Annotated in this window: 34 protein-coding genes and 1 pseudogene; 22 read left to right on the forward strand and 13 right to left on the reverse strand. The window is 57.3% G+C overall.

Annotated features, from left to right (window positions below; all coding sequences use genetic code 11):
* Positions 1-391, reverse strand: a pseudogene (locus ACR0LL_RS15610) (hypothetical protein); the annotation flags it as partial.
* Positions 392-506: 115 nt separating this feature from the next.
* A complete protein-coding gene (locus tag ACR0LL_RS15615) occupies positions 507-743 on the reverse strand; it encodes a DUF6429 family protein (RefSeq protein WP_480522624.1) in 237 nt (78 codons plus the stop codon).
* A gap of 211 nt (positions 744-954) precedes the next feature.
* Here ACR0LL_RS15615 and ACR0LL_RS15620 point away from each other — a divergent pair, with 211 nt between their 5' ends.
* On the forward strand, positions 955-1,206 hold the full coding sequence (locus ACR0LL_RS15620) for a WGR domain-containing protein (RefSeq protein ID WP_480522626.1): 252 nt from the start codon (positions 955-957) through the stop codon (positions 1,204-1,206).
* Between the two features lie 138 nt (positions 1,207-1,344).
* Here the strand turns inward: ACR0LL_RS15620 and ACR0LL_RS15625 are convergent, their stop codons facing one another.
* Entirely contained in the window at positions 1,345-1,653 is a 309-nt protein-coding gene (locus tag ACR0LL_RS15625) for a hypothetical protein (RefSeq protein ID WP_480522628.1), read from the reverse strand.
* A gap of 533 nt (positions 1,654-2,186) precedes the next feature.
* Between ACR0LL_RS15625 and ACR0LL_RS15630 the strand changes: the two genes are divergently transcribed.
* The 10 genes from ACR0LL_RS15630 to ACR0LL_RS15675 all read left to right on the forward strand — a co-directional run bounded on the left by ACR0LL_RS15630 (position 2,187) and on the right by ACR0LL_RS15675 (position 8,544).
* Positions 2,187-2,594 (forward strand): hypothetical protein, encoded by a 408-nt coding sequence (locus tag ACR0LL_RS15630; RefSeq protein ID WP_480522630.1) that lies wholly within the window; start codon positions 2,187-2,189, stop codon positions 2,592-2,594.
* A gap of 170 nt (positions 2,595-2,764) precedes the next feature.
* Positions 2,765-2,998, forward strand: coding sequence for a FitA-like ribbon-helix-helix domain-containing protein (locus tag ACR0LL_RS15635; protein ID WP_152459995.1), 234 nt, complete (start codon positions 2,765-2,767; stop codon positions 2,996-2,998).
* Positions 2,995-3,417: a type II toxin-antitoxin system VapC family toxin gene (locus ACR0LL_RS15640; protein ID WP_170514454.1), complete on the forward strand. Its 423-nt coding sequence runs from the start codon at positions 2,995-2,997 to the stop codon at positions 3,415-3,417. The genes ACR0LL_RS15635 and ACR0LL_RS15640 overlap by 4 nt, the downstream gene beginning before the upstream one ends.
* Positions 3,418-3,429: 12 nt before the next feature.
* Positions 3,430-3,972, forward strand: a complete 543-nt coding sequence (locus tag ACR0LL_RS15645) for a hypothetical protein (RefSeq protein WP_152459997.1) — start codon at positions 3,430-3,432, stop codon at positions 3,970-3,972.
* Positions 3,973-4,763: 791 nt separating this feature from the next.
* Positions 4,764-4,967 (forward strand): hypothetical protein, encoded by a 204-nt coding sequence (locus ACR0LL_RS15650; RefSeq protein ID WP_152459998.1) that lies wholly within the window; start codon positions 4,764-4,766, stop codon positions 4,965-4,967.
* A 1,049-nt stretch (positions 4,968-6,016) separates the two neighbouring features.
* Complete coding sequence (locus ACR0LL_RS15655) at positions 6,017-6,889, forward strand: DUF932 domain-containing protein (protein WP_152459999.1); 873 nt, start codon at positions 6,017-6,019, stop codon at positions 6,887-6,889.
* A 57-nt stretch (positions 6,890-6,946) separates the two neighbouring features.
* Positions 6,947-7,504 (forward strand): hypothetical protein, encoded by a 558-nt coding sequence (locus ACR0LL_RS15660; protein ID WP_480522633.1) that lies wholly within the window; start codon positions 6,947-6,949, stop codon positions 7,502-7,504.
* Positions 7,505-7,566: 62 nt separating this feature from the next.
* Entirely contained in the window at positions 7,567-7,854 is a 288-nt protein-coding gene (locus ACR0LL_RS15665; protein ID WP_480522635.1) for a hypothetical protein, read from the forward strand.
* A 41-nt stretch (positions 7,855-7,895) separates the two neighbouring features.
* A complete protein-coding gene (locus ACR0LL_RS15670) occupies positions 7,896-8,144 on the forward strand; it encodes a hypothetical protein (RefSeq protein ID WP_480522637.1) in 249 nt (82 codons plus the stop codon).
* Between the two features lie 241 nt (positions 8,145-8,385).
* On the forward strand, positions 8,386-8,544 hold the full coding sequence (locus tag ACR0LL_RS15675; RefSeq protein WP_480522639.1) for a hypothetical protein: 159 nt from the start codon (positions 8,386-8,388) through the stop codon (positions 8,542-8,544).
* Positions 8,545-8,554: 10 nt separating this feature from the next.
* Here the strand turns inward: ACR0LL_RS15675 and ACR0LL_RS15680 are convergent, their stop codons facing one another.
* Positions 8,555-8,803, reverse strand: coding sequence for a hypothetical protein (locus tag ACR0LL_RS15680; RefSeq protein WP_480522641.1), 249 nt, complete (start codon positions 8,801-8,803; stop codon positions 8,555-8,557).
* A gap of 206 nt (positions 8,804-9,009) precedes the next feature.
* Positions 9,010-9,198 carry a hypothetical protein gene (locus ACR0LL_RS15685; RefSeq protein ID WP_480522643.1) on the reverse strand — a complete coding sequence of 63 codons (189 nt, stop codon included), beginning with the start codon at positions 9,196-9,198 and terminating at the stop codon, positions 9,010-9,012.
* Between the two features lie 182 nt (positions 9,199-9,380).
* Here ACR0LL_RS15685 and ACR0LL_RS15690 point away from each other — a divergent pair, with 182 nt between their 5' ends.
* The 3 genes from ACR0LL_RS15690 (at position 9,381) to ACR0LL_RS15700 (ending at position 12,775) form a co-directional block, all read left to right on the forward strand.
* Complete coding sequence (locus ACR0LL_RS15690; protein WP_480522644.1) at positions 9,381-9,800, forward strand: hypothetical protein; 420 nt, start codon at positions 9,381-9,383, stop codon at positions 9,798-9,800.
* Positions 9,797-11,650, forward strand: a complete 1,854-nt coding sequence (locus ACR0LL_RS15695) for a relaxase/mobilization nuclease domain-containing protein (RefSeq protein ID WP_480588210.1) — start codon at positions 9,797-9,799, stop codon at positions 11,648-11,650. Before ACR0LL_RS15690 ends, ACR0LL_RS15695 begins: the two co-directional genes overlap by 4 nt.
* Positions 11,651-11,737: 87 nt before the next feature.
* On the forward strand, positions 11,738-12,775 hold the full coding sequence (locus tag ACR0LL_RS15700) for a hypothetical protein (protein ID WP_480588212.1): 1,038 nt from the start codon (positions 11,738-11,740) through the stop codon (positions 12,773-12,775).
* Between the two features lie 201 nt (positions 12,776-12,976).
* Here ACR0LL_RS15700 and ACR0LL_RS15705 read toward each other — a convergent pair whose 3' ends face one another.
* Complete coding sequence (locus ACR0LL_RS15705; RefSeq protein ID WP_153218054.1) at positions 12,977-13,390, reverse strand: MerR family transcriptional regulator; 414 nt, start codon at positions 13,388-13,390, stop codon at positions 12,977-12,979.
* Positions 13,391-13,466: 76 nt separating this feature from the next.
* Between ACR0LL_RS15705 and ACR0LL_RS15710 the strand changes: the two genes are divergently transcribed.
* From ACR0LL_RS15710 to ACR0LL_RS15745, 8 genes are read left to right on the forward strand one after another with little or no spacing between them, the layout of a single operon-like run.
* The gene (locus ACR0LL_RS15710; protein WP_007803565.1) at positions 13,467-13,874 is read left to right on the forward strand and encodes a mercuric transporter MerT family protein; all 408 of its coding nucleotides are present in this window, start codon (positions 13,467-13,469) and stop codon (positions 13,872-13,874) included.
* 15 nt (positions 13,875-13,889) lie between these two features.
* Complete coding sequence (locus ACR0LL_RS15715) at positions 13,890-14,192, forward strand: heavy-metal-associated domain-containing protein (protein ID WP_040545980.1); 303 nt, start codon at positions 13,890-13,892, stop codon at positions 14,190-14,192.
* Positions 14,193-14,222: 30 nt separating this feature from the next.
* The gene (locus tag ACR0LL_RS15720) at positions 14,223-14,474 is read left to right on the forward strand and encodes a hypothetical protein (protein ID WP_072629817.1); all 252 of its coding nucleotides are present in this window, start codon (positions 14,223-14,225) and stop codon (positions 14,472-14,474) included.
* On the forward strand, positions 14,471-14,857 hold the full coding sequence (merF, locus tag ACR0LL_RS15725; RefSeq protein WP_007803570.1) for a mercury resistance system transport protein MerF: 387 nt from the start codon (positions 14,471-14,473) through the stop codon (positions 14,855-14,857). The genes ACR0LL_RS15720 and merF overlap by 4 nt, the downstream gene beginning before the upstream one ends.
* A complete protein-coding gene (locus ACR0LL_RS15730) occupies positions 14,854-14,991 on the forward strand; it encodes a hypothetical protein (protein ID WP_007803572.1) in 138 nt (45 codons plus the stop codon). The genes merF and ACR0LL_RS15730 overlap by 4 nt, the downstream gene beginning before the upstream one ends.
* The gene (gene merA, locus ACR0LL_RS15735) at positions 14,975-16,423 is read left to right on the forward strand and encodes a mercury(II) reductase (RefSeq protein ID WP_007803573.1); all 1,449 of its coding nucleotides are present in this window, start codon (positions 14,975-14,977) and stop codon (positions 16,421-16,423) included. The genes ACR0LL_RS15730 and merA overlap by 17 nt, the downstream gene beginning before the upstream one ends.
* 22 nt (positions 16,424-16,445) lie before the next feature.
* Positions 16,446-17,798 carry a dihydrolipoyl dehydrogenase family protein gene (locus ACR0LL_RS15740; protein ID WP_007803574.1) on the forward strand — a complete coding sequence of 451 codons (1,353 nt, stop codon included), beginning with the start codon at positions 16,446-16,448 and terminating at the stop codon, positions 17,796-17,798.
* A 56-nt stretch (positions 17,799-17,854) separates the two neighbouring features.
* A complete protein-coding gene (locus ACR0LL_RS15745) occupies positions 17,855-18,181 on the forward strand; it encodes a YnfA family protein (protein WP_040546036.1) in 327 nt (108 codons plus the stop codon).
* A gap of 351 nt (positions 18,182-18,532) precedes the next feature.
* Here ACR0LL_RS15745 and ACR0LL_RS15750 read toward each other — a convergent pair whose 3' ends face one another.
* The 7 genes from ACR0LL_RS15750 to ACR0LL_RS15780 form a co-directional block, all read right to left on the reverse strand.
* Positions 18,533-18,733 (reverse strand): YqaE/Pmp3 family membrane protein, encoded by a 201-nt coding sequence (locus ACR0LL_RS15750; protein ID WP_475163775.1) that lies wholly within the window; start codon positions 18,731-18,733, stop codon positions 18,533-18,535.
* Positions 18,734-18,813: 80 nt separating this feature from the next.
* On the reverse strand, positions 18,814-20,706 hold the full coding sequence (locus ACR0LL_RS15755; protein WP_480588215.1) for a type IV secretory system conjugative DNA transfer family protein: 1,893 nt from the start codon (positions 20,704-20,706) through the stop codon (positions 18,814-18,816).
* 12 nt (positions 20,707-20,718) lie between these two features.
* Complete coding sequence (locus ACR0LL_RS15760) at positions 20,719-21,732, reverse strand: ATPase, T2SS/T4P/T4SS family (protein ID WP_480588217.1); 1,014 nt, start codon at positions 21,730-21,732, stop codon at positions 20,719-20,721.
* 101 nt (positions 21,733-21,833) lie between these two features.
* A complete protein-coding gene (locus tag ACR0LL_RS15765; RefSeq protein ID WP_480588219.1) occupies positions 21,834-22,658 on the reverse strand; it encodes a TraB/TrbI/VirB10 family type IV secretion system protein in 825 nt (274 codons plus the stop codon).
* An 11-nt stretch (positions 22,659-22,669) separates the two neighbouring features.
* Positions 22,670-23,266, reverse strand: coding sequence for a hypothetical protein (locus ACR0LL_RS15770; protein WP_480588220.1), 597 nt, complete (start codon positions 23,264-23,266; stop codon positions 22,670-22,672).
* Positions 23,267-23,352: 86 nt separating this feature from the next.
* Positions 23,353-24,165, reverse strand: coding sequence for a TrbG/VirB9 family P-type conjugative transfer protein (locus tag ACR0LL_RS15775; protein WP_480588222.1), 813 nt, complete (start codon positions 24,163-24,165; stop codon positions 23,353-23,355).
* Positions 24,165-24,809 carry a VirB8 family type IV secretion system protein gene (locus ACR0LL_RS15780; protein WP_475220440.1) on the reverse strand — a complete coding sequence of 215 codons (645 nt, stop codon included), beginning with the start codon at positions 24,807-24,809 and terminating at the stop codon, positions 24,165-24,167. The genes ACR0LL_RS15775 and ACR0LL_RS15780 overlap by 1 nt, the downstream gene beginning before the upstream one ends.
* Positions 24,810-24,824: the final 15 nt, after the last annotated feature.

Here is a 24,824-nt window from a genome sequence, read left to right on the forward strand (position 1 = left end):
GCTCTGCGTCCGAAAGCATGTTGCGCAAGACCATGGATCTGCCGGGGTCTACCTCGCTCACCTCATAAAGGCTGACCGACGCGTCCCGCAAACCCTCGATATAGGCGCGGGTCTGCGCACTCTCTTTGGAACCGCTCCCTTTCAGATAGGCATCTACAGCGTTTTCGGCGTCCGGTCCGAATGTCCTGCCCAGCAAGTCTTCCAGGCCACCGCCCCACAGAACCATTGGCCAATCCTCGCCCAGCAGGTCGCCCAGATCCTCGAAATCGAGATCAAAGGCTTCGAGACTTGGCAGAAAATGCTCGTCCAACACGTCCGCGAGCCGCTCGTGCCAAATCTCGTCACGGGTGATAAACCGAATGAGCCCACCAAGATCGTTCCCCGTTGTCATCTTCAGCTTCTCCCTGTTCGCCAGACAGAGGCGATCTAGCGCAGATTGCAACCGCCAGCCAGATCACAGGCTTGTGCAGATCTGCGTTGCATGGATGGTCTTGTCGTGGCGAATGCTATGTCTTTGGCTCCCGCTCAAAAAGCTCTGCGAAAAGTTCTTCGGAGCGACGCAGGCCTTCATCGGTTAGCACAATCGATTTTGCCTTTCCAACCGGGTCCAGGATCAGCCCCTTGCGGTGCAGGCGGTCAAGCGCGTCCCAGTCAAAGCCTTTCCATGCGCGGCGCTCGTCATGCAGCGTCAACCAGAGCAGCGCCAGGACTGCCTCATCCACTTTGTTTTCATCTATGTCCATAACAACAGCGGACGCGACAAAGGGCGGGCTCGTCAACCCAGATCCGGCGCATGGAGGGCATGCAAAGATCTTCAGCTAGCCTATAGTGCGACCAGAATGATAAGGCCGGGTGAAACCCGTGCCACCTCACATCACGGGTATGAATCGCTCCCGGCGAATAGATATCGCATTGTCATTGGACAGCTGGGCTGTGCCAAGCAATACTGGGAGCATGGCGCTGACAGACACCACACCTGTCCACCTGATCCATGTAGACCCTGACGTCAACATGGCACGGTTCTACGGAATAGAGTTGCAGCCGACGCTGTTTGGGGAAGTTTCGGTTCTCCGCACGTGGGGACGTATTGGCACAAACGGACAAGCTATGATGGTGACGTACGAAGACGAAGCCCAGGCTGCTGACGCGCTCCATATACTTGAAAGACAAAAACGTCGCCGAGGCTATGTTCCGGTTGGAGCATAGGCGTTTGATCCCATGGTTGGATGATGCGACCATATTCAAAGGAAAGGTGTGCAGCGAGGCATGTGTGAGAGCACCGCATCGATGGTTCTTCCAACCTTCCAACACAACGCGACAGATGCCAAACAAGCGTGATAGTGTTCAGGGCTTGTTGCTATCGATCCAGCGGGACATCAGATTGCGATCCCGAAAACACTCGTCCGGAACAGGGCTGCGCTTGATCCGGGCGATGCGTTCCGCAAATGCCACCTGCTTCGAGCTTGGCCTTGTATCGCGAACGCGAGGTGCTGATCTCTGCGTGTCGATCCATTGGCTCATCGCGCGCCGATCTTGCTGGATTTCCCAGGGCAAAACGACGTTTTGTTGCTCTGCCAACTTGCGTGCATAAGCAAGTTGCTTTGCCGTTGCTGGCAGTGCTGTCTGTGTCTCTGAAATGGCAGTTTCGGACATAAGTTTTTCCCCTTGGCAGCTTAGCAAAAGAATAGAACAAAAGGGGTTCCAAAGCAAACATATTGTGGGTGCTTAACGTAAGTATACTAAATATAGTGTTTTCGTCGAGGCAGGATAACACGCGTGCTTTTGTTTTCTGACAAGACCACGCAAACGGTGAATTGAGACCCGCGCGCGGCGCGCGGTTCACATTGATCAATTGACAGGGCAGGGGATCGACGCGCTAAAGCGCGCTCACCCCGGCCCTGGCATTGTCCAATAGTGGGGCTGCTGTGACCGGCAGGCCGGTCCCATCATCCCGATCCGCCCGCATCCTGTGTCGGGCCGGTCAAGGGGCAAACGCCGCGCGGTGCGCGTCGTCTCCATGTCAAAAAAAACCGGTTCCTCCCACGCGCAAGCGCGCGGTTCCCTCCCATTTTTTCGCCACTCCGACCCCGTGACAGTCCCGCCCCAGGCCACAGGCAGGGCTTCGCCCTCCTGTTGGCGGAGAAAGGGACGAGGCAGCAGAGGAAGCCTATAACCAGTTTCAGGAAATGGCCGGGAAAGGCAGTGTCGAAGCGTTCAAGGCTTTCCGCGATCTGGGCAAGAAAACCCGCAACGGCGAAATCACCGCGTTTCTCGCGCGGCGCTTTACAACCCAGCAGGCCGACTTCATGGCTGAAATCGCGGCTGATGTTGATGCTGATATTCGCTCGATCTGGACGCCTTCCGAGACGAACTGCTTCAAGCGGCTCAAGGCTGTACAGTTGGATGAACTGTACAAAGACCTTCTGGATTTGCACATGGACACCGATGCCTACCGCGCGTTCAGCAAGTCCAAGAAGGGCGAGAAGAACCAAGCGCTGCACAAGCTGTTCAACGATCCAGAGCATCAAAAGGCTTTGCGCATCACCGCCGAACAGAAAGCCCGCATTGACGCATGGGTCCCTGAGTGCTTCTAAAACAATTAGGGCAGGGCGCATTGCGCCCTGTTCCCAGCAGGGATTTAATCATGACGTATTCCCGCAAGGTGACTGCCGAAACGCAATGAAAGAATGATAGCATACTTGCTATTTGCTTGCACTGCCATCATATCAGCGATATGCTGTCATCATCAAACATGGAGGATGAAATGGCAAATCTGACAGTCAGAAATCTATCTGATGACGTTCACAGTCGCGTTCGGTTTGTCGCGGCAGAACGTGGCATCAGCACTGAGGAAGCCGCGCGGCAACTTCTCGATGAGGCGTCACGGCCAGCCGAGAAGGTTGGCGACGTGATTGTGGAATACGTGCAGGGCCTTAATGCATTCTTGCCAGATATTGAACGTAGTGGCGACAAAGCAGAACCGGCGGACTTCGGGTGATTATTCTAGACACAAACGTGCTGTCCGACCCGATGAAGGAAAGCCCTTCCAAGGCGGTGATTGGGTGGTTGAATGCGCTGCATAGCGCGCAGTTTTATACCACGACGATCACCATCTTTGAGGTACGTTACGGGATCGAATTATTGCCTGACGGCAACCGGAAAGCTGCGCTTTGGAAGGGGTTCGACTTTACGCTAGGCCGTCTGTGCGGCAACCGGATTTTGCCATTTGACCGTGCGGCTGCGGAGGCCCTTGCAACCATGCAAGCCGAAGCGAAAGCCTATGACGTGAAGTTGGCGGACGCGCAGATTGCGGCAATTGCAAAGACACACGGTTTTTCAGTCGCAACAAGAGACGTGAAGCCGTTTCAGTTCTTAGGTGTCAATGTTTTGAATCCTTGGGATCACCCATCCGATTGAGGGACTGGAAGAATGACCAAAGCCACCACCCCAACAGCACCAGAGAGCGCCATTCGCCGCGTCTGGAAGTCCGCGCAGATGTATATTGCGTTCCACAAGGACCAGAACAAACGGCAGCGCAGCGAGCCGAAGTTCTGGCCCCCGAAGTACGGCAGCGCGTCCGTTCATGGCGATCCGAGCGAGCAGGAGGCCATTGTTGTGGTCAAAGCCGCCGACCCGGAGGACACTCAGGATGTGCAAATCAAGCTGCACCCCGGTCGGATTGTTGTGCGTCGTGATGCAGAAAGCTGGTGGCAAGGGGTTGCGGTCGAAGATCATTCTGTAACCGTCCGAATGGCGGATGGCACAATTATTGAGGTTCGACATGATGGGTCTGTCAAACGACGTTCCGCTGAAGATGAAACCCATGTCGAAGCGGATGGCAGCATTTTCAAATGGACCGAACATGCGGAAACAACAATGACAGGTGATGGGATCGAAATGACCCGTCGTACTGAGGACCGGATTACCGCGATCACCTATGACGGCGTTGTCGATCGGGCGCGCAAGCGATAGCCTCACCAAGATTCTTTCATTTTCCTCTTGTGGCGAGAGATACTGGCCCACTTCGGTGGGCCTTTTTTCTTACCGGCGGCTTGATGGTGCAATGTCCTTGTTGTCCTGACCGCGCGGGGTTGGAACCCCGCTCCATCAGGACTGTGCGCTTCCAGCGCAAGGGGCCGCTTCAGCGGCCAGGCCGCGTTTCTTCATCATGGTTTCGGGAATTGAAAGAGGCCAGCATGAGGGGGTAGATGCTGGCCTCTGGGGGAATTACCGTCAGTGAGCGGTAAGTGGTAGGGTTGAGACTTTGATAACCGACTCAAACGCAGGCCGAAATTAGGGCTTTCCCGTAGCAGCGGATGCTTCTTGCGCCGCTGCCAGCAAGAACCGGCGACTTGCGCCGCCACCGCGCCCTTAATCCTTGTTCCGCAGGTCATTCCGTTTCGGGAAAGCGGCCAGATCGCGGATTCGCCCAATGCCCATCTGTCGGATCGAGGTGATGTTGCCGCGTTTCTCTTTGTTCAAGCGTTCCGGGCGCAGCGGGCCCAGAAGCTCTTGCCATTCACTCGGTCTGACAGCCTCAATCCCGTTGCCAGTGAAGATCCTCGTTCACGTGTTTCTTCTCTGATGAACATAAGCGGGCAGTCGGGGGAGCCGCGCAGCCCCCGTTCCGGGCGCTCCGCTTCAACAGGTAATTTCCCCTGCGCTGATCGCGCATTCCTCGCGGAGCAAATTACCTGCTGACACCCCCATTATGCCCGCTTCTTCCATGTTCATCGAAACACTCAAAAAACGAGGATCAAACAATGGCAACTCAAACTCTGAAGCTGAACGTCAAAGCCGGTGAAAAAGATGGCAAAAACTTCTGGAACCGCTGCGGTGTCGCGTTCGTAAACACTGACGATCACGGCAACATCACCTCAATCCAGGTCAAACACGATATGTTCCCCGGCGTCGAAATGGTGGCCTTCCCAAAACGCAATGACGACAACGAACAGGTGACCGAATAAAAAGGGGTAGGGCGGCGCAAGTCGCCCTTTCCTTTGCTCCGGCTTCGGTCCGGACGCAATAGCGTCCCAGATTGTCGTAGCCGATGCCTTGGCGGCGCACACCTGCAGCGTCATTGGCCGTCGCTGATCTCATTTTGAGGCCAGTTCCAGCAAACAGATGTATCCACCTGGTTCCCTAGTCGGTTAGGTCTTTCTTCGGCCTCATTTTGAGATAAGAAATGCGGTGCTTGCAAAGACGCCACTCACAATACGACCGCACCGGCCACAACCAGCCGTTCCCTCCGGCTAAATTATGATCACTTCCTCCCATTTGATCAGGCCGGTGCGGTTCCTAAAACATCACCTTCAATTGAAAGCCGCCAAAACTCTGTACAGTAGGCTGCGCTGTACAAATGACGGCGTTATGCGCAAATCCCGCGCCTTGGGGCGCGTGACCGCGTGCTAAGCTTCAGCCGGCAGACCGGCTTACGCCCCGAACCAACCACGCCCTTTCTCCCTTCGGCCTGATGCGGTGAATCTGTCTCGTCGCGAGCCAGCTTAACCGCGGCCAAATGGTCGCCAGGACTTGCTTGTTTCGGCCCTTCGGGTAACGCCCGCTTTTGCAAGAGGTCTGGGAGATCCGCGCGAGGCGCGCGGCTCGCATTGATTATTGGACAGGGCAGGGGATCGACGCGCTAAAGCGCGCTCACCCCGGCCCTGGCATTGTCCAATAGTGGGTCTGCTGTGACCGGCAGGCCGGTCCCATCATCCCGATCCGCCCGCATCCTGTGTCGGGCCGGTCAAGGGGCAAGCGCCGCGCGGTGCGCGTCGTCTCCATGTCAAAAAACCCGGTTCCTCCCACGCGCAAGCGCGCGGTTCCCTCCCATTTTTTCGCCACTCCGACCCCGTGACAGTCCCGCCCCGGGCCACAGGCAGGGCTTCGCCCTCCTGTTCTGCCAGCCGATAGATGTGGTCCATCTATCAGCTAACAGATCAGAAGGCCGCGCCCATTGGCGGAAAGCTGGGAAACACCGGCAACCGCATCGCCACGAAAGAAAGGAAGTAAGTCTATGGGTTACAATCGTTATATGAGCGGAATGTCCTGCGGTGGTCTGGTCACAGGGGAAGCCTTGACCGACGATCAACTGCGCTCCGCCGTGCCCTCGATCTTCGCAACCGAAGCCCACGAAAGCCGGTCTGACCGCTTTGTTGTGGTGCCGACAATCGACGTTCTGACCGGACTGCGTAAGGAAGGGTTTGACCCATTCTTTGCTCAGCAGGCCAACACCCGCATTGAAGGCAAAGCCGAGTTCACCAAACACATGCTGCGCTTGCGCCACCGCTCAATCACAAATGCCGAAGGCGAAGCCTTTGAAATCATCTTGGTCAACGCCAATGATGGAACCAGCAGCTATCAGATGGTGCCGGGTTTCTTTCGGTTTGTCTGCGCTAATGGCCTGATGGTTGGCGACAGCTTTAACGAGGTGAAGGTGCGCCATTCTGGTGACGCCATTCATGAGGTGATCGAAGGCGCATACACTGTTTTGGAAGATGCGCCCCATGTGGCCGAGCAGGTTGAAACCTTCAAAGGTATCTCTCTGGACGACGCCGAGCGCAAGGTGTTCGCGGAAGTGGTGCATGAACTGCGCTTTCCCGAGGCTCACAAGGAAGATGGAAAGCCCGCGCCGGTTCAGGCTGACGCTCTGTTGAGAACCCGCCGCAATGCCGACCGCCTGACCGATCTTTGGACCGTTGGCAATGTTCTGCAGGAGAACGTCATCAAGGGCGGGCTGCATGGTCGCGTCAAGGATGGCAATGGCCGCACACGCCGACAGCGCACCCGTGGCGTCAAAGGCATCGACCAGAACAAAGCTCTGAACCGGGCAGTCTGGTCTCTCACTGAAAAGATGGCAGAGCTGAAGGGCGTAAGCCTCGCAGCCTGAAGAACAGCGCGCGGCTCGATCCGGGCCGCGCATACCCCCTGACTCGGAGCAGAGACCATGCAAAATGAAATCGTCAACACACCCGCACACGAGCGTTTCAACAACTTGCCGAAAGGCGACAAGCTGGACCAATTCGAATGGTTCGAAATCATGCCGTGCCGAAATGATGAAAGCGAAGGGTGCGCCGTCCAGTGCGAAGCCGGAGAGGTCGAGTTTTGGAGCATTTACGGCCGGAAGAACGAAGGCACCAAAGACGCGCCGGAGTTTCTGGCGATGGCAGTCCATGACGCATGGGATGCCAAGGCGATTGTAAAAATCGCACGCCAGATTGCCACGGAAACCGGCAAGGGCTTCTTGGCTGGTGACGTCGCCTATGGGCAGTTTCCCCGCCAGAGCGGTCAGCTCGTGCCAGTGACCGAATTCATTGAGATTGCCGAGGCTCTGACATTCGCCATCCACGAAGCCAACGAAAGCGAGATTCCTGACGAAGACCAGCGCGTAGATGATTTTGACAATCATCCGCTGGCCGCGTTGCGCGAGGCGTTTGTCGATTATTCCGACTATTCGGGATCTGATCAGCTCGACCCTTACCAGCCCGAAGCCACCACCCACTGAAACATTGCAAAGCCGGGAGGCCGCTAAAGCGGCCCCCGCCATTTGCCCGATGGAGAGCAGAAATGCAGCAGCTTGATTTGATACCGATGGCCCCAAACGAGAAAGGAACACCAGGCGCAAACTGGTGGGCCGGTGCCTGGGAATGCCGGAACTACGACGGGTTTTTTCAAACCCGTGAGCAGGGCCGGGGACCGTGGAAATTCGTGATCTACGGGTTTGGCGATGACGATGTTTCCGTCTACGGCGTCAACCCGTTTGGTGGGCTTGTCCACCAGAGCGTGCCCATCGACGGGCAGGATCGCATCACCATTCTTGGCCGCAAATACGGCCGGGACAACTGGCAGCACTAAGCCGGGCGAAGCCCGAAAACTGAAATCGAGAGGACAGGCAAATGTATGCCCATTGTTTCCGTTCTGGACACATCGAGCTTTCCGCACATCCCGACATCGAGGGCGGGATTTGTATCGGGGAAGGAACAGAGGACGAGCTGGCCCGCAAACTGGATGGACGCGCCCGCATGTCATGGAATGACACGTGGTTGATCCCCGGAGTTCCGGAGGCCGAAACCGGGGATGCGGCCTTAGACGCCACCATTCGGTTCAAGACCCGGATGGACGAACCTTTGCCCGAGGCCGGATAGGTGCGCCACCAGCTCACCTTGCCGGGGCTCGATCAGCCGCGCCGCGAGCAGCGCGTTTTGATGCACGCGGCTGATGTGGGTCAAGCCCCCGATATGATGCCCGGTTGGCGAACTGCCAAGGGTGGGCACTTCATATGCGGTCAGTGTGGTCATGACGCCGGATGGAGTTTTGACATGACCGATACTGAAATTCGGCGGGGCATTCCGTGCCCGGTCTGCAACCACGAAAAGGAGGATTCCGATGCTTGAGAAATGTGTTCATCACACCATCGACATTGCTGTTGCCGGTGCCCTTCTGGTGGCAGCAGTTGCAGCGTTTTGCTGGCACGTGGAACAGCGCGCCACTATCGAGGTTTGGAAGTCTGACCGTGCCGCCCGACTGACCGTCGCGCGAGACTGACCCCGCCCTTTCAGCGCGTCCAGTTCTTGCTATCATCGACCATCCGGGCGAGGTCCGGATAGCCCGCGCCGCATCGGTTGTGCAGGGCCAGCCCGTCCTTTTCACGGTCGCATGTTTTGGCGATGATCTTCAGTGCCGAGGGCAGCGGCGTGTCAGCACCGACCAGCTCAATGAACCGCTTTTTCGGGTACTGCCCGTACCGCCCGCAGGTCTTGCAGTTGATCCGGACCAGCTCAAACGGATAATCCCAAGCCTTCACAACGTACAACCCTCGGTAGTGCTGTTGTCACGCGGTCTGAAAAACTTCAACCTTTCCATTCTCAGCATCTATCCCACGGGACCGCTCAGAGCCAGCGTTAAGGCCGCGCGCTCGGTCCCCGCTCGCGCCACCCAGCGCGAAGCCGCGCGACTGCCACTGTGCTAAGATCCCGACCGAGAGACCCTAACCTGACATGCGACGGTCGGTCAGCTCGTCGGGTCGCGCGGCTGAAGTTCAGCCAACTCGTCGGCACCCGCCGCCAAAGCGTCGGGAAGTTGAGCGCGCCCAGGCGCGCGGAAAATGCAGATCGCATTTAACGTGCCGGAAAGTGACGGGCGCTGTTCGGGCAGCCCACGCGTTGCGTGATTGCCCTGCGCCAGTCCACCGGCACCCACGCCTGTTTAAGGAAAAGGGGCGGAACCCTTTTCCCGGCGTGGAAATTTACTCCTAGAGCAAAGTTACTCCGATCACGATTTGAGAAAATACGAATTTCTAAAATCCCATCGGTTTACTCTTGGAGATTATGACAGGATAAGGTAGTTGTGTTACAAATCACAAATACAACCTGAGGTATAGATTGAGCAAGCCAGCCGACACCACTGTCTTTTCTGTTCGATTGCCGTCAGATGCCTTGGAGCTTTTGGAGGGGGCCGTGACTGCGCTCGGAGCCAAGAGCCGCAACCAAATCATCCAACGACTGATCTATCGTCTGATCGGGTATCTCGATCCTGACCCCGCTGTTGTGGGTCTCTGGCAGAAGCACTTGCGGCAGGTTCAGGGTGGATACACCAACCTCAATCAACTGGCGAAATCGGCCAAGCGCGGCACGGTGATCTGGACGGATGACGACCGGCGCGATGTCGAAAATCTCCATCGTGCGATCATCCAGCACCGGCAAGACCTGAAAGCGCTGATCACAGCGGCCCGCCGAAATCGAGAACCGGAGGCCGCCATTCGCCGGATCTTGCGCGACGATGATTGGACATCTGAAGTATGAATGTCGCGGCTCGCAATCTGACAGCAGGGGATTTCCTGGAGCTTGCCTTCCGGGAAGCGCAGAAGGGTATCGATCGATCCAAGCAGATCAGCCTGCAGCTGCAGACCGCCAAGCGCATGAAGTTCATGATCTCGCGGGCCTCATCCATCAAGGCGCGGCTGGGTGCTGTGGTCGGAAAGCCCGAGGCGGTTGTGAAACACGTCCGCAAAGGTGGGGTGAACAACGCCCATGAGCTGCGCCGCCAGATCAGTTACCTGACCGTCCGGGCAGAGGGTGTTTTGGACATCCGGGACAATGGCGTGACCCCGCTTGATGCGGATCAGGTCAGGGATTTGATCGAGACCTGGGCGGAGGATTTCAACGGGAAAACCAACTACGGTTACACCCGTCACATGATCGTTTCTTTTCCCGAAGGCACCTATCCGGACGCCGCGCATGAGGCGGGCTTGGAGTTCGCGGACCGTCTGTTTGGAAGCAGAGATTTTGGCGATACCTGGGACTACCTGACAGTGTTCCACAACGACACCGATAACCCCCATGTCCACATCGTTGTGAACAACCGAGGCGTCGAGCATGGGCAGTGGCTCGCTATGGGCATGAGCAGCGAGATGAACATCGACGTTCAGCGCGCCATCCAGGTTGAGGTTGCCGAAGGATACGGCATTGAGCTGACCGCGACGACCCGCCTTGAGCGCGGTTTGCGGCAGGAAGTGGAGACAGACACGTGGAAAGTTCAGGCCGGACTGTCACTTGTTGAAAGCACCCCGGAAGTCGAAGTTACGGCCCGTGACAGGGCTGCGGATGTGATGACTTTATCCATCGCAAGAATGTCCGATCTGTTTGATGAGCGCGCCAACGCCATCAGCGAAAGGATCGAAGAGTTTGCCATCAAGCTCATTGAAGGAGAAGAACCTATGGTATCGAGAATGGAACATCTACTGGATCAGGCCCATCATTTTGATGATTACGGTGAGCCGGGAGGCCCCGAATACAAGTCGCCTGAGCTGATGCACGAGCTGCGTCAGCACATCGCATTAGGCGGCGATGAGGAAACAATCAGCCCCGATCTGAAGGCCCGTGTAATCCAGCATATTGACGATCACCAGCATATCGCGGAGAGCGGTGGAACCCTCTCGGCGATGGCTGATATTGTCGATCATAAAGTCTATCAATCCTCCGAAGACTACTCGCCGCCAGCAGTTCGCTATGACGCCTACATGCGCGATACGCTGGGCGAGGATGCCAGTGACAATTGGTCGAAGAAGTCCGCCGACATCCTGCAGTCCATCGAGAAAATGGAAGGACTGGCGCGTGAGGTTGAAGATCCCCATCTGCGCGTCTCAATGGATATTCAGATAGGTGAGCTGAAAGGCGACGTTGCGAATATGCGGCCCAACGATCCTGACCTGCAAGCCTTCATCATGGAGGACAGGCGTTATTCAACGCTGATGGACACCGCTGAGATGGATACCTTGGATTATCCGCAAGCCGAGCAATGGGTCGAGATCCGCAAGGAAGTCACTGACACGGCCAGCAGCTACGGCCTAGACGGCGAGGCGTTTGTTGCCCGTTTTGGCAACCATCACAACGTCACATTGGGAACGACTATGGAATGGCGTAGCGACGACATATCGACCGCAACGGCCCACTTCCAGGCTCAAGGTTTGCCGGACAGCCAGGACCGCGCCGAGGCCGTTGTTGATGAGCTGCACCAAATAGCCTCTACCAAGATCATCGCAATTTCTGAGGAACTTTCGGACGTTCACGCCCATGCAACGCACCCGCTCTTGCAAGGGCGCGGCGACGATACCGGTCATAGCTTGGAGGACGATGACGGACACAGCTTATAAGGATTACACCCGGTCTGCCTGATGAGCGCGCCAACGCCATCTGCAGGACCATCACAGAGTTATCCATCAACTCGAAAAGGAAAAACTATGGTTTCGCGTACAGACTATCTTTTGAACGAAGTCGAACACTTCGCACCCTATTCCAAATTTGATCAATCCGCCCCGCGTGAAGATCGTGTTTCTGAGCAGATTGACATCATCACGAAAGAGCAACGGAGTCTGGGGTATGACAATGCCGCCATCGGTGGGCGACTGGCTGACATCGAGGACCAGGCTAACCGCCGTGTTGACGAACACACCGCCCAAGCTGATCTGGTCGAAGAACTGAAGATCGAACTGGAAGCCGCCGAGAGGTCAGGGGAACCAGTTAATCAGGGCGACATGCAGGCTTTGGTTTCCCGTCATATGACCGACGCTCAGGAATATGACCTGTATCACCCCTACTATTCGTCGCTCGCGGATCTGAGTGGTGACAAGGATTTTCAGGGTTCGGATGACTACCAGTCGCCCGGTGATCGCTATGTTCAGTATATGCAATCCGCTCTGGGGCAGGCCGGTTTCGAGAATTATGAAGAACAAACCAAAGACATCGTGAAGTCTATCGAGAACATGGAGGCTCTTGCCCGAGAGGTCGAAGATCCGCACTTGCGCGCCAAAATGGACGTCCAGATCGGAGAGCTGAAGGGCGATGTTGCTGAACTGCGCCCATACGACACCGACCTACAGGCGTACACTGTTGCTGATGACAGTTACACCACATCCATGAATGCAGCCGAGTTGGACAACCTGGACCCGACAGAAGCCGAAAAATGGCTGGCTGTGCGTGATGACATTGTGGCAACCGCCAACAGCTTCGGACTCGATGGAAACAAGTTCCTGGCCCGCTACAACGATCATGACAGCGTTTCAGTCGGCACAACGGCGACTTGGAAAGACGCGGATGTTTCCACCGCTGCCGCCCATTTTAACAGCCAAGGCGTTCCGGACAGCTACGAGCGCGCCGAGGCCGTTGTTGGTGAGCTGCACCAAGTTTCATCCAGCAAGATTGCTGCTGTGGTGCAGGAAATGGCCCATACCCGCGAACAGGCCACCCACGTTCATGAAGATGAGGGGCACAGCTTGTAGGGGCTACGCAGAAGGTACTTTTGATGCAGCAGGACCAGTTTCAGGCTTGGTGCAAAACAGGGCGGTATGGAAGTTGCCGAACGGGATGTGTTGAAAACCGACCCTTCGCGGCACCTTGCCTGAACTGGTAAGACGCGGGACTTTTCGGGCTTTCGCTGCGCCGTTCACGAAGGTCCGTTGCCCCCTCTTCTTCAGGGTGGACTAAGCATCGAGTAACGCATCGATCACCGCGCATTCTGGGGCAGCATCGCCGGTGCATCGCGCAACAGTGTCCGACAGGACGCGCTCGATGCGCTGCAGATCGGCAATCTTGGCCTGAACGTCAGTCAGATGATCTTCGGCGATGATCTGCACCTCGGCGCATGTCCGGGATCGGTCATCGACCAGCCCAAGCAGCCCGCGAACCTCTTCGAGAGAAAAGCCTAGATCGCGGGACCGCATGACGAATTTCAGCCGCTTGACGTGGGCATCGTCGTAGCTTCGGTAGCCCTTCGTACTGCGCGGCGGGTCCGGCATGATCCCGATTTTCTCGTAATAGCGAATGGTTTCCAGGTTGCAGCCCGTTGCGCGGGCCAAATCGCCCCGCCGAATTGATCTCACGCTTGTGTTACTCATTGTGCCGAAAAATCCCTTGAGCCTGTATCAACTACAGACCCTAGAACGGTGGAAACATCTGTTCAAGGAAGATTCGATGGAACAACATTTGGCGGAACTTCCGCAATCTCAGTCGCAGAAAATTGGCGACGAAACCACCAAGGGATGGGGCGTGACCGGCCTCGGCGTCCTCGGTGCGCTGGCGATGACTTCTTGCTGCATCCTTCCATTGGTGCTGGTCAGCTTTGGCGTGACAGGCGTGTTCATCGCGCAGCTCGGGGCGCTCTATGCCTACAAATGGTACACCTTCGCGCTGAGCGCCGCGTTTTTGGGATACGGCTTCTACAAGGCTTACAAGCCTGTAGATGCCGAGGCCTGTGCCGATGGCACCTGCGCCCGCCCCATCGACCGCCGCATCATGCGCGCAACCCTCTGGGCCGCTTCCGCGATTGTCGCTGTCGCCATGATCTTTCCCTACATCACCCCCTTCATCCTGAAATTCTGAACGAGGACCATGACCATGAAGCATCTCCTGTTATCCGCCCTGGCCATCGTCGCACTCTCGACCCCGGCCCTCGCTGAAGAGCGCCAGGTCGAGATCGCCGTCAGCGAACTGACATGCCCGTCCTGTTCGTTCATTGTTGCCAGCTCGATGCGCGGTGTTCCGTCGGTCGAGATCGCCGCATTCGAGGACGGCCCCGAATACGGGCAGGGTGTTTACAGCGTGACCTACGATGACGCCGAAACTTCCATCGAAAGCATCATCGGCGCGGTGACGGCCAATGGCTATCCGGCGCAGGTGCTGCCCGACACAGCCTCCTGAGCCGCCTGCAATGCGTGACAATCTCCTGCAATGCGTGACAATCTGATGGGTGGCCTGCTGGCCTTCGGAATAGCAGCTCCGGTCGTGGTCGTCTGCTGCGGCGGCGGAACTGCCGTGCTTGCAGCGTTGTTCGGCGGCGTTGGGGCTTGGCTCTCTGGAATGAGTGGCATTGCCGTGCTGGTTTTGGCGGGTCTGACCTACCTGATCGTCCGCGCACTGCGTCGTTCGCAAATGAAACGCGCCTCCGGCCCCGACCCATCACAGAGAAAGACGGCTCCTTGACTGACACACCTGAAAATTCCGACCGTCTGCTGAAATGGGGGCTTGGCGGTGCGCTCTTCGCCGCGCTCTGCTGCTTTACACCGCTTCTGGTCGTCATCGTCGCTGGCGTCGGATTGTCGGCCCTCACGGGCTGGCTCGATTACGCCCTGTTCCCGCTGCTGTTTTTCAGCCTCGCCGTGGTGGCACAGGCCCTTTGGCTGCGCGCTGGCAAACCGGGACCGGCCCCGAAACTTTGGGCCACCGGCCTCGCGGTGGCCCTGTCGATCCTGATCATTCTTCTCGAATTCAGGTTCGCAATACGGATCACAATCGGCGTTTTCGCCGCCACAGCACTCTACGCGGTTCTCCTGAACCGTGCGCAAAAGAAAGGATCGCTCTTATGATGATGGGATGTTGCACCGCCACCGGCATGGTCTTCGGCCTCCTCGGCATGTTGACACCGCTGATCGCCATCGGCGCGGTCATATATCTGCTCGCCGCCAGACCAAAAGACCCCGAACATGGCGAGGCGCGCTGAGATGAAAGACCTGAACAAAACCGACGATGAACAGGGCGGCTATGACCTGATCGTTCTTGGGGCCGGATCGGCGGGGTTCTCCGCCGCAATTACCGGCGCGGATGCCGGAAAGCGTGTCGCCCTCGTAGGACATGGCACCATCGGCGGAACTTGCGTCAACGTGGGATGCGTGCCCTCCAAGGCGATGATCCGTGCGGCAGAGGCCGTGCACTGTGCGGGGGCTGCCAAGCGGTTCCCCGGCCTGTCGGGACGGGCACAAGTGGATGATTGGCAGACGCTCGTTCAGTCCAAGGACGATCTGGTCACGACCCTGCGCCAGAAGAAATACGCGGACCTTCTGCCGGAATATGAGGATGTCGATTACATCGACGCCGGTCCCGCGCGGCTGATCGAAGGTGGCGTGACAGTCGGTGAGCGAACCCTGAAAGCACCGAGGACCATCATCGCCACGGGCGGGCGTCCCGTTCTGCCGACCATCGACGGCATCGAGGAAATCGGCGCGCTCAACAGCACCAGTCTTCTGGAACTCGAAGTACTGCCGAAAAGCCTGATCTTCATCGGCGCGGGCTACATCGGCGCGGAGCTGGCCCAGATGATGAGCCGCATGGGCGTGAAGGTCACGCTTGTCGCCCGTTCGCATCTGTTGCCCGGCGCGGAACCAGAGGTCTCGGAGGCATTGGCGGCGGCGTTCGAGGCCGAAGGCATCACTCTTCTGACCGGGTTAAGCTACGACACTGTGCGCCGCGACGACGCGGGCGTGACACTGCGCGTGATCCAGAACGGAAAGCCTGTCGAAGTGACGGCGGATCACCTCGTTTCGACCGCTGGCAGGCGGGCAAATACCAAAGATATGGGCCTGGACGCAATCGGCGTGGAAACCGACGCGCGTGGGTCCATCGTCGTCGGCGAGGACATGCAGACATCGGTGCGCGGCATCTATGCCGCAGGCGATGTGACCGACCGCGACCAGTTCGTCTATATGGCGGCCTATGGTGCAAAGCTCGCGGCCAAAAATGCGGTTCTCGGCGAAGACCATCGCTACGACAACGCCGCGATGCCCTGGGTGGTGTTTTCCGACCCGCAGGTCGCGGGCGTCGGTCTCGGTGAAGCCCAGGCGCGGGACGCGGGCCTCGACGTCAAGACGTCCATCGTACCGCTCGATCAGGTGCCGCGCGCACTGGCCGCACGCGACACGCGCGGATTGATCAAGCTGGTGGCGGACAGAAAGTCCGACCGGCTGCTTGGCGGCCAGATCATCGCGCCCGAGGGGTCCGATACGATCCAGACCCTCGTTATGGCGCTGAAGTTTGGCATGACCACAAAGGCGCTCGGGGAGACGATCTTCCCCTATCTGACGACCGTGGAAGGGCTGAAGCTGGCGGCGCAAACCTTCGATATGGACGTGGCAAAGTTGAGCTGCTGCGCCGGATGAAGATCAGGACAAGGACCGGAGAATGAATGAAGACTACGACCTGATCGTCATCGGGGCGGGCATGGCGGGCGTGGCCGCGGCCAACAAATGTGGCGCGGCAGGATGGCGTGTCGCCATTGTCGATGCGCTGCCCTACGGCGGCACCTGCGCATTGCGCGGCTGCGATCCAAAGAAAATCCTGCGGCGCGGTGCGGAAATCATGGACGCGGCACGGCTCATGCAGGGCAAGGGGATCGATCCCGGTGATCTGTCGATCAACTGGGCCGATCTGATGGCACACAAGCGTGGCTTCACCGATCCCGTGCCGGACAAGATGGAAAAGGGCCTGTCGGGCAACGGCGTCGAAACCCTGCATGGAGCCGCGCGGTTCACGGGAAGCAACACGCTGGAGGTCGATGGAACGGCATATCAGTCGGAACGGTTCCTCGTGGCCGCCGGTGCCATGCCCAGGCCGCTGAGCTTCACAGGGGCCGATCTCGTGATCGACAGCACGGATTTCCTCAACCTGGAGGCCCTTCCCAATCGGGTTCTTTTTATCGGTGGCGGCTTCGTGTCCTTCGAGTTTGCGCATATCGCCGCACGGGCCGGAGCCAACCCGATCATCGTGGATCGTGGCGCCCGGCCCTTACGCGGCTTCGATCCCGATCTGGTCGAAATGCTGATCGACCGCAGCGGCGGTATCGGCGTGGACCTGATGCGCGAAACCGAAATCGTGTCGGTCTCGGAAGCCAGTAGAGCATTCACTGTCGAGGTGAAGTCGGGCGATGAAACCCGAACAATCGAAACCGATCTGGTCGTGCATGGCGCGGGCCGTGTGGCAGCCCTGGCCGATCTGAATCTTGAGGCGGCTGGTGTTGATTACAGCGACAAGGGCATCGTTGTAGCCCCGCATCTGCAAAGCACGACGAACAGCGCGGTCTTTGCCGCCGGAGATTGCGCCGACACCGATGGCATGCCGCTGACGCCAGTCGCAGTGATCGAAGGGAAGGTCGCGGCCTCCAACATGCTCAAAGACACTCAGACCGCACCGGATTATGCCGGTATTCCTACAGCCGTCTTCACAGTCCCGGAAGTGGCGCGTGTCGGTATGTTGGAAAGTGAGGCAAGGGACGCCGGGTATGATGTCGATGTTCGGTTCACCGACACTGGCGATTGGTATTCGAACTACCGGATCGGCGAGACCTCTGCTGCCGCGAAGGTCCTCGTGGACAAGTCGAACGGCAAGATCCTCGGCGCGCACCTGTTCGGCCCGGAATACGGCGAACTGATCAATTTCTTCGGGCTGGCAATCAAGCTGGGCCTGGCGGCCAAGCAACTTAAGTCGATGACGGCGGCCTATCCAAGTGTTGGATCGGATTTGGGCTCGCTTCTCTGAATTTGAAAGATTTTTCGCAATAGACCCGATCCTCCTCGGAACGTATGTCTGGCCCGATGAAGACGGTTCTTATCTACTTCGCCGCTGCGCTGGCCGAAATTGCCGGATGCTTTGCTTTCTGGGCCTGGTTCCGGCTGGACAAGAGCGTGTTTTGGTTGGCACCGGGCATGCTGTCCCTTGCCGCTTTCGCCTGGCTACTGGCGCTCAGCCCCGCCGATCAGGCGGGCCGCGCCTATGCAGTCTACGGTGGCGTTTACATCGTATCGTCCCTGCTGTGGCTATGGGGCGTAGAAGGGCATCGCCCGGATCAATGGGATGTAGTTGGAGCGGTCATTTGCCTTGTCGGTGCGGGTATTATTCTCTGGGCACCGCGCAGTATTTGAGAGGCAGCCGCAGACGGGGTGAAGCGCTGAATCGTTCGATTAGATCGCCTTTTGGTTCACGCGTTCCGACAACTCGGCGCTGCTTTCCCTCCGCATCGCGGCTGCGATCAAGCAGGTTTTCTACCGCCCTCGAAAGCAGCGATACATCCTTTACGCAGCATCGGTCAAAGTGGGCTCTCTCGGCACCTTCGCCGCGTGATCCGCGAACGGCTGCTTGCACGAACGTATGATCCTGCACCCTACCGGAGTAGACCCCCGCCTCGGGGTGGCCCTATTTGATTTAGCCGACGGCAGGGCTGATCTTGCGGTTTTCTATTTCTTCAAACCATTCCGGGTTTTCGGCAACTCAGATCATTGATCGCCCAACCTATTCGCCGCCGCCTTGATCTTCTTGTCTGTATTGTACTGGCTCAGCGAGTACACGGCCCAAATAGCAGCCGGAATCCAACCAATGAGCGTCAATTGCAGGAGTAGGCAGAAAAAGCCCTGAAAAGGGCGTCTGATCGTAAAGAACACCACAAACGGAAGCAAAATCGCGAGTATCAATCTCATCTTAAATGACCTTCTGATAGTTAGACCGTTTTGTTCTCACGATCATGGTTAAACGCAGATTTACTGAAACAGCACCCCCGTCAAGCGGAGGCACTGCTTTCTGGCCGTTTGGCTCTCATTTTCTCCATCGCCATATCTTTCGCTGACCGGCTTTTGCGCTTTGCGACCGTGCGCTGCGCATCAAATGCCGCCTGAAGTTCCTGATCTTTTTCCGAAACCTCTTTCACCGGGGCAGGGGCCGGTTTCGCATCAGCGAGCGCCTTTGCCGTGTCCCTGGCTTGCTCTACAGCCAGATCGAGGTGTGTGCCTTTTATCTTCGGACTTTCGCCACCCAAGAACTGCATGAAATAGGGATCTTCAAAGTACCTGATCTTGTTCGCAATCACCGGCATCTTGCCTTCGCGGAGCAGCACAACCTCGTTTTCCGGCAGTCGGCCCACATGTTCCGGACGGAGCAGGCGAATACCTTCTTCACGCTCCGATATGCTGCCCATTTCCATTTTACCCAGCGCCCGAGACTTCGATTTGCTCATGACTGTTTTGTCACCGATGGACCTGGATACGTGTTCGCGTACCTCTGAATCCTCGGAGGCTGCAAACATCTGCGTCCCGGCGTTTGCCAGCATCGCCCGCACACCTTCATGCCCATAGATGTCCTGCAGGCGCGACAGCGTTTGCGAAATCACGATGATCCGACCGCCGAACGATCGCATGGTGTCATACGCTTCAACGACGCGCTCAAGGTGGCCGAGACGCTGAAACTCATCGAGCAGCATCAAAACCTTGAACGGTTCATCTGGGCCCGGTTCGTGAGTTTCGATTGTGTTCACCAGATCGAGGAAGAACAGGCGAATGAGTGTCCGGAACTCTTTGACCTTTTTCCCCGGAACAGAAAAGTAGATCGAGGTGGGGCGCCGACGCAGATCTTCAAAGTTGATGTCATTGCCCTGCGTCGCTCTTGCCACAGAAGGGTTGCGCCAGAGCTGAAGGCCGGAGTTGTTCATAACCGAAATCGTTGACCGGAGGATTTTGGATTCTTCGGCTGCAAGATTCAGGAACTCATCTGCTGCCCGGGCATAGCCTACTTCTTCGGCCATCTTTTCATAATCCTTTTGCTTGGTCGTTTTGACCAGGCGCAGGATCTCAGAAACGTATGGCCGCTCTCTTTTGATCGCCAACATCGCCATTGCGCAGAACATGCCTTCGACACCACCCATAAAGCCCTGTGCGGACGAGCTGGGCGTGTCGAACATCTGGGTTGCAACCTGAATCACTTCTTCCCATCGCCGGTCCAGATTGTCAGCCCGAGCTGCACGGCGCAGCGGGTTATAGCTGTGGCTTTTTTCCGGGTTCTCAGGGTCGAACACAAAGACCTCATCACCCATTGCTGCCCGCCGCGCGCCGGTTGTCTGGAAAATCTCGCCCTTGATGTCCAGGACAACGCAAGAACCATTGAAACGCAGGACGTTCGGGATCACAAAGCCGCTGGTTTTGCCTGAGCCAGAAGGGGCAATGAACATCGCGTGTGGCTTTTGAACGCCGGGGCCGGGCTTATAGTAGATCGCGTTTTTGTCCTTTGGCTCACCAAATTTGGCAAACACGATTTCACTGTCCAGCGGATCTTTGAGATTTAGCGCCGAAGCATACCCTTCCTGGACGAGTTGAGGGGCTTTTGCAAAAACCGCATCCCCGTATTTCGTTGAGGGACCACGCAGCGCAGCCGCCACAAATGCAAAGGTCAAAACCCCCACCGCGACCACCGCCACCAGACCCATGATCTGCTGTATCTCTGCGGGCTGCGCCATGAACTTCTCTGGGACTGCCCAGATGTCCAGTCCGCGAAATCCTCTGGTGTTGATGTATTCGAGAGCCAGGCCGACCACCAACACTGCGCACGCCGAAGTAGCGACAAAGCCCATTGTGCTGGCGATCGCGACCTTCTTGCCTTTGGGAAGATCCTGAAACTCAGCCATGTCGTAAGTCCTTCAGATTAGTTGTTCAGCGGTCATCAGGGGCGGGAAGATTACGCCGTTGACCTTTCGCTCGTCCCCGATTTTCTTCATGTGAACGATCATGTGAATGGTGGCCCGGATGTCATCGACCACCTCTGACTTTTGGACGGTCGGAGATCCGCGCCGCACCATTTTGCTCATCCGTCCAAGGGCATCGACGGGCGAATTTGCGTGCATGGTGCAGACAGATCCATCGTGGCCGGTGTTCACCAGTTCCAGGAACATATTCGCGTCATCGCCTCGGATTTCGCCGCAAACAAGCCGGTCAGGCCGGAGGCGCAACGCCGATTCAAGGAGCTTTGTCGGGGATCTAGGGCCATTTTCTTCTGAACGATCAGCAAGAAGGCCCACGAAATTTGGTTGCTCGATGTCCAGCTCTGCCACTTCTTCAATCGTTACGATCCGTTCGCCCGGATCGACGCGCTTCAGCATTGCATTGAGAACAGTGGTTTTGCCAGACGAGGTGCCCCCGGCAATAATCACGTTCCATTTGCTAAGCATCGCAAGGCCGGCCAGCTCGTCAAAGTTCATTGTTCCGGCAGTGAGTGCAGCCCGAGCCTTTTCAAGCGCGCTGTGATCGTTGTTTTCTGCCAACGCCGCCTCTTTGCTGGCGAAGCTGAATGCGCCCAGATCGACGGTTTTTACGCGGAGCAAGCGGATCGCCACGGACCCGACGCCGGTTGTTGCTGGCGGAATCACCACCTGAACCCGCGCTTTGCCCTCTTTTGTGGGGACATTTGCCGTCGCAATGGGCTTCTTTTCTCCAAACGTCACGTCGCTGAACCCAGCCACACAACGCCCGATATTTTCTACATCGTCTCTGTTCAGAGTGATGTCTGTCCTGGTCATGTGGGTTGTGCCCATTTCTTCGACCCAGACCAATCCGTCAGGATTTACAGAAATCTCACTCAGGCTTTCATCGTGCAACAGATGCTCGATCTTGCCCGTGTAGTATTCCAGAAGGCCGTTACCGATTCGCCCGCTCATATTTTTATCCTTGTTATTCCGAAAAAAAGGCCGCTGCCGCACTCAATTGTGCGGGGAACGGCCGAAAGGGCCGACGATACGGCCGCATCAATGGTTCTGTCTCAGAAGTTGTCGAACACCACGTCACGCTGCAGGATGGCGTTGATGCGGCTTCCCTGATCCACATAGATGGTTGGCGTGATCCGCAAGTAGTCCTCCAACGCCGCTGCGGTAGCATTCTGCAAGTTTGAACCGACCTGCGTTGCCAGATCCGTTTGCACCGAGTTGCTGCTATCGTTGTCGGCCACCAGCGCGACCGGCGCGATCCCGATGATCGAGAGCAACGCGGCAGTCCCAAACCGTTCACCGAAATGCGTATCAACCCGTCCGGTTGCGCCAGACCGCCCCTGACCATCCGTCCCGGCCGACCCGATTTGCGCAGACAAACCATCCGGCGTGATAACCCGGCTCCAAACGACAGCGATCCTTGTTTGCGCTAGCTTTGTATCAGCGCGGTATTCGCCATAGAGTTTAGACCCGCGTGGCAAAAGCAGTCTCGTTCCGTCCATCGAATAGACGCCGCGCGTGATTGTCGCCACCACACTACCCGGCAGCTCCGAGCTTACTGCCCCACCAAACACGGCTGTCAAAACCGTGCCCTGTGTCAGCGTGCGCGACGGATCGTCAATGATCGAGGCCCCGACGATGGGGGGATATTCTTCGACCAAATTGTTCTGCCATGTCGTGTTCGGGTTTTCCTGATAGCCGCGCTGTTCTTCAGGCAGGCGAGTGCTTTCCGGCTGAACCTGCACGGGCTGCTGTGCCGGTTGCAAGGGCTGGAAAATGATCGGCTGCGACCCACTGTTAATGGGCTGGTAATTCTGTTCCTGAGCCATTGCGCTTGAGGCCAACGTGACCAGGACGAGGGTAAGTGCTGTTCTGTTCATCGTCAGCTCCATCAGTTTCTGCCGTATGGGTTTTCATCAAACACGATGCCGTCTGACTGGTTTTGGCGTTCGCGCATCCGCTTGAGTTCTTCAAGCCTGCGCCGCTCATCATCGGTCAGACCCGTAGTCTGCAAGTGGCTCATGCTGGCAAGTGCCCGTGCCTCAGCGTCAGCAACGGCCTGGGCAAGCTCTGTCTCAAACTTTTTCTCGCGCTCGTCGTACCTGACCTGAAGGCGTTCATTGGCCAGAGTGAGCGAAGCGATTTCACTGTCCTTCTCAGAAAGCGAAACTTTTACGTCTGTCAGTTCACCTTGCAGCCCCGCAATACGATCGTTGAGCTGTTCGATAGTTTTCATGGCTTTATCAAACCCGATGAATTCAACCGGCTGTGGAGCTGAGGCGGGCGTTGCGAAGGCGATTTCCTCCGGCAACGCGTCTGGTTCGGGTTCGTCTACGTCCGGCCCCCGTGCCGTAAGCAGGCCATAGCGTTCGCCACCGCTTTGCTGCAGGGCATCGACGCGGACACCTGCGCGGCTGTTCTTGGCGTCATCGCCCAGCACAAACCACGCGAAACCAACGAACACGGCACCCGCGAGGGCAACGCCCATGAGCTTCTTGGGTTCAAGCCTTTTCCGGGAACGCAGGGGCGGCTGTTCCGCCGCCGCCCGTGCCGCAATTGTTTGTTCACGGTTCATTACTTGCTGCCCCCCGGTTTAACTGTCTGTGAAGTGACGGGCCTGCCCGTTGCGCTCGCCTGCTGAAACGCGTCGCCATCGTTTCGAACGCAGATCGAAGTGTCCTCGATGCGCAGTGTCCAAAGATCGGATAGGCCCTGTACTTGGATAATGCCGCGCTCTTTGACTGTGGTATTCACCATCAGCTCACGTCCATCAGGCAGGACACGGAAGATACCCGGCAGCTCCGCATCCTGTGGGATCTGCATATAGGTGTGAACGCCATCGTCCCAAACGGCCGTCGGCGCAAAGTCCGCTTTGCCCGAGCGCGAATAGTTTTGGTTCACAAACCGCCCGGTTGGCTTGGGTTCGCTTCGCGCCACCTTGCCACGGGTCGTCGTGGTCCCACCTTTGTTGTTTGAATAGAATGTGACTCGGAACGGCACCCGTTTGCGTTCAGCGGTAGTTTCAGCAGGAACCAGATAGAAGTTGTACGAGCCACGATTGGTCAAAACCGTAAGGTTGGAATCCGAGTTGAGGATTTCCGGTTTGAACGCAATAACGCGACCTTCCTGCAGGCGGGTGATCTGAAAACTTTCAGTGTCGCCCGCACCAATGCTGCGGACGGTTTCACCCTGCGGAAAGTGAACATAGGTAATCAGGCGTTCACCCACAGGGATGCGGTACACTTGGTTCTCGACGTAATGAAAATGCGTGATGCGGTGATCCGCGTTCTTTCCGTCTGGCGTCGGTGTGATTTCCGCCAGAACAGGCATAGAAAGAGCCAGGACTGCGGCAGTGACGGTTGTTAGTGTCTTAATGGTTCGCTGCATCAGATGTCTCCCATGGAGTCGACGCGGTAGTTGGTGACGACAAAACCGAATGGATTTTCAAGAAGCTCATCCATCGACGTCACGATTTTTTCCTCAAACCCGTAGGTCACTGTGACCACGTAGCGGGCTGAGACCGTTGCTTGGTTTGGCACGATCAGGGACTTGCGGATCTCGACCTGCACCGTCTCATCGTTGACCGGCGAGACGCCCAGAATTTCGGTCTGCACCTTTGTCTTGGGCGTATAGATTTCGTCCGGATGGTTGTCGTTCGAGCCGTCCCACAGTTCGCGGTAGGACGTTTCGGCCAGCTCATCAGAACGTCGCAGCACCGATTTCAGGCGCTCGTTGTTGTCCTGGACATCATAGGTTTCCCGGTCCTGCACATAGTTTGCCACCTCGCGGAAGGCCATCGCCTCGGATGGTTCCAGTTCTTCGACCTTTTCAGTCAGCAGCACCGGCAGCTTTGTGTCGGGATCGATGGAGAATGGCACCGCGCGGATTTCCTTCAGGGGAAGGAGCATCGCCCAGCCAATCATAGAGGCCACGCCCATTGCCATGCCGACCATGCCGAATACCTGCCATTTGAAGGCATCACGGCGTGCGCCCAGAAAGAGTTCTTTTTCGTGATCTGTCACGTGTGACATTTGCTCTGTACCTCG

The organism is Ruegeria sp. AI2 (assembly GCF_056541275.1).

Excerpts from the sequence above, each read along its gene's own strand:
- ACR0LL_RS15615 (WP_480522624.1), bottom strand. The coding sequence starts at position 743 with ATGGACATAGATGAAAACAAAGTGGATGAGGCAGTCCTGGCGCTGCTC.
- ACR0LL_RS15700 (WP_480588212.1), top strand. The coding sequence starts at position 11,738 with ATGGTTTCGCGTACAGACTATCTTTTGAACGAAGTCGAACACTTCGCA.
- merA (WP_007803573.1), top strand. The coding sequence starts at position 14,975 with ATGGCGAGGCGCGCTGAGATGAAAGACCTGAACAAAACCGACGATGAA.
- ACR0LL_RS15650 (WP_152459998.1), top strand. The coding sequence starts at position 4,764 with ATGGCAACTCAAACTCTGAAGCTGAACGTCAAAGCCGGTGAAAAAGAT.
- ACR0LL_RS15755 (WP_480588215.1), bottom strand. The coding sequence starts at position 20,706 with ATGGCTGAGTTTCAGGATCTTCCCAAAGGCAAGAAGGTCGCGATCGCC.
- ACR0LL_RS15715 (WP_040545980.1), top strand. The coding sequence starts at position 13,890 with ATGAAGCATCTCCTGTTATCCGCCCTGGCCATCGTCGCACTCTCGACC.
- ACR0LL_RS15625 (WP_480522628.1), bottom strand. The coding sequence starts at position 1,653 with ATGTCCGAAACTGCCATTTCAGAGACACAGACAGCACTGCCAGCAACG.
- ACR0LL_RS15635 (WP_152459995.1), top strand. The coding sequence starts at position 2,765 with ATGGCAAATCTGACAGTCAGAAATCTATCTGATGACGTTCACAGTCGC.
- ACR0LL_RS15710 (WP_007803565.1), top strand. The coding sequence starts at position 13,467 with ATGGAACAACATTTGGCGGAACTTCCGCAATCTCAGTCGCAGAAAATT.
- ACR0LL_RS15630 (WP_480522630.1), top strand. The coding sequence starts at position 2,187 with ATGGCCGGGAAAGGCAGTGTCGAAGCGTTCAAGGCTTTCCGCGATCTG.
- ACR0LL_RS15620 (WP_480522626.1), top strand. The coding sequence starts at position 955 with ATGGCGCTGACAGACACCACACCTGTCCACCTGATCCATGTAGACCCT.
- ACR0LL_RS15775 (WP_480588222.1), bottom strand. The coding sequence starts at position 24,165 with ATGCAGCGAACCATTAAGACACTAACAACCGTCACTGCCGCAGTCCTG.
- ACR0LL_RS15645 (WP_152459997.1), top strand. The coding sequence starts at position 3,430 with ATGACCAAAGCCACCACCCCAACAGCACCAGAGAGCGCCATTCGCCGC.
- ACR0LL_RS15660 (WP_480522633.1), top strand. The coding sequence starts at position 6,947 with ATGCAAAATGAAATCGTCAACACACCCGCACACGAGCGTTTCAACAAC.
- ACR0LL_RS15720 (WP_072629817.1), top strand. The coding sequence starts at position 14,223 with ATGCGTGACAATCTGATGGGTGGCCTGCTGGCCTTCGGAATAGCAGCT.
- ACR0LL_RS15750 (WP_475163775.1), bottom strand. The coding sequence starts at position 18,733 with ATGAGATTGATACTCGCGATTTTGCTTCCGTTTGTGGTGTTCTTTACG.
- ACR0LL_RS15695 (WP_480588210.1), top strand. The coding sequence starts at position 9,797 with ATGAATGTCGCGGCTCGCAATCTGACAGCAGGGGATTTCCTGGAGCTT.
- ACR0LL_RS15670 (WP_480522637.1), top strand. The coding sequence starts at position 7,896 with ATGTATGCCCATTGTTTCCGTTCTGGACACATCGAGCTTTCCGCACAT.
- ACR0LL_RS15770 (WP_480588220.1), bottom strand. The coding sequence starts at position 23,266 with ATGGGCGTTGCCCTCGCGGGTGCCGTGTTCGTTGGTTTCGCGTGGTTT.
- ACR0LL_RS15655 (WP_152459999.1), top strand. The coding sequence starts at position 6,017 with ATGGGTTACAATCGTTATATGAGCGGAATGTCCTGCGGTGGTCTGGTC.
- ACR0LL_RS15760 (WP_480588217.1), bottom strand. The coding sequence starts at position 21,732 with ATGAGCGGGCGAATCGGTAACGGCCTTCTGGAATACTACACGGGCAAG.
- ACR0LL_RS15740 (WP_007803574.1), top strand. The coding sequence starts at position 16,446 with ATGAATGAAGACTACGACCTGATCGTCATCGGGGCGGGCATGGCGGGC.
- ACR0LL_RS15780 (WP_475220440.1), bottom strand. The coding sequence starts at position 24,809 with ATGTCACACGTGACAGATCACGAAAAAGAACTCTTTCTGGGCGCACGC.
- ACR0LL_RS15705 (WP_153218054.1), bottom strand. The coding sequence starts at position 13,390 with ATGAGTAACACAAGCGTGAGATCAATTCGGCGGGGCGATTTGGCCCGC.
- ACR0LL_RS15730 (WP_007803572.1), top strand. The coding sequence starts at position 14,854 with ATGATGATGGGATGTTGCACCGCCACCGGCATGGTCTTCGGCCTCCTC.
- ACR0LL_RS15765 (WP_480588219.1), bottom strand. The coding sequence starts at position 22,658 with ATGAACAGAACAGCACTTACCCTCGTCCTGGTCACGTTGGCCTCAAGC.
- ACR0LL_RS15665 (WP_480522635.1), top strand. The coding sequence starts at position 7,567 with ATGCAGCAGCTTGATTTGATACCGATGGCCCCAAACGAGAAAGGAACA.
- ACR0LL_RS15675 (WP_480522639.1), top strand. The coding sequence starts at position 8,386 with ATGCTTGAGAAATGTGTTCATCACACCATCGACATTGCTGTTGCCGGT.
- ACR0LL_RS15745 (WP_040546036.1), top strand. The coding sequence starts at position 17,855 with ATGAAGACGGTTCTTATCTACTTCGCCGCTGCGCTGGCCGAAATTGCC.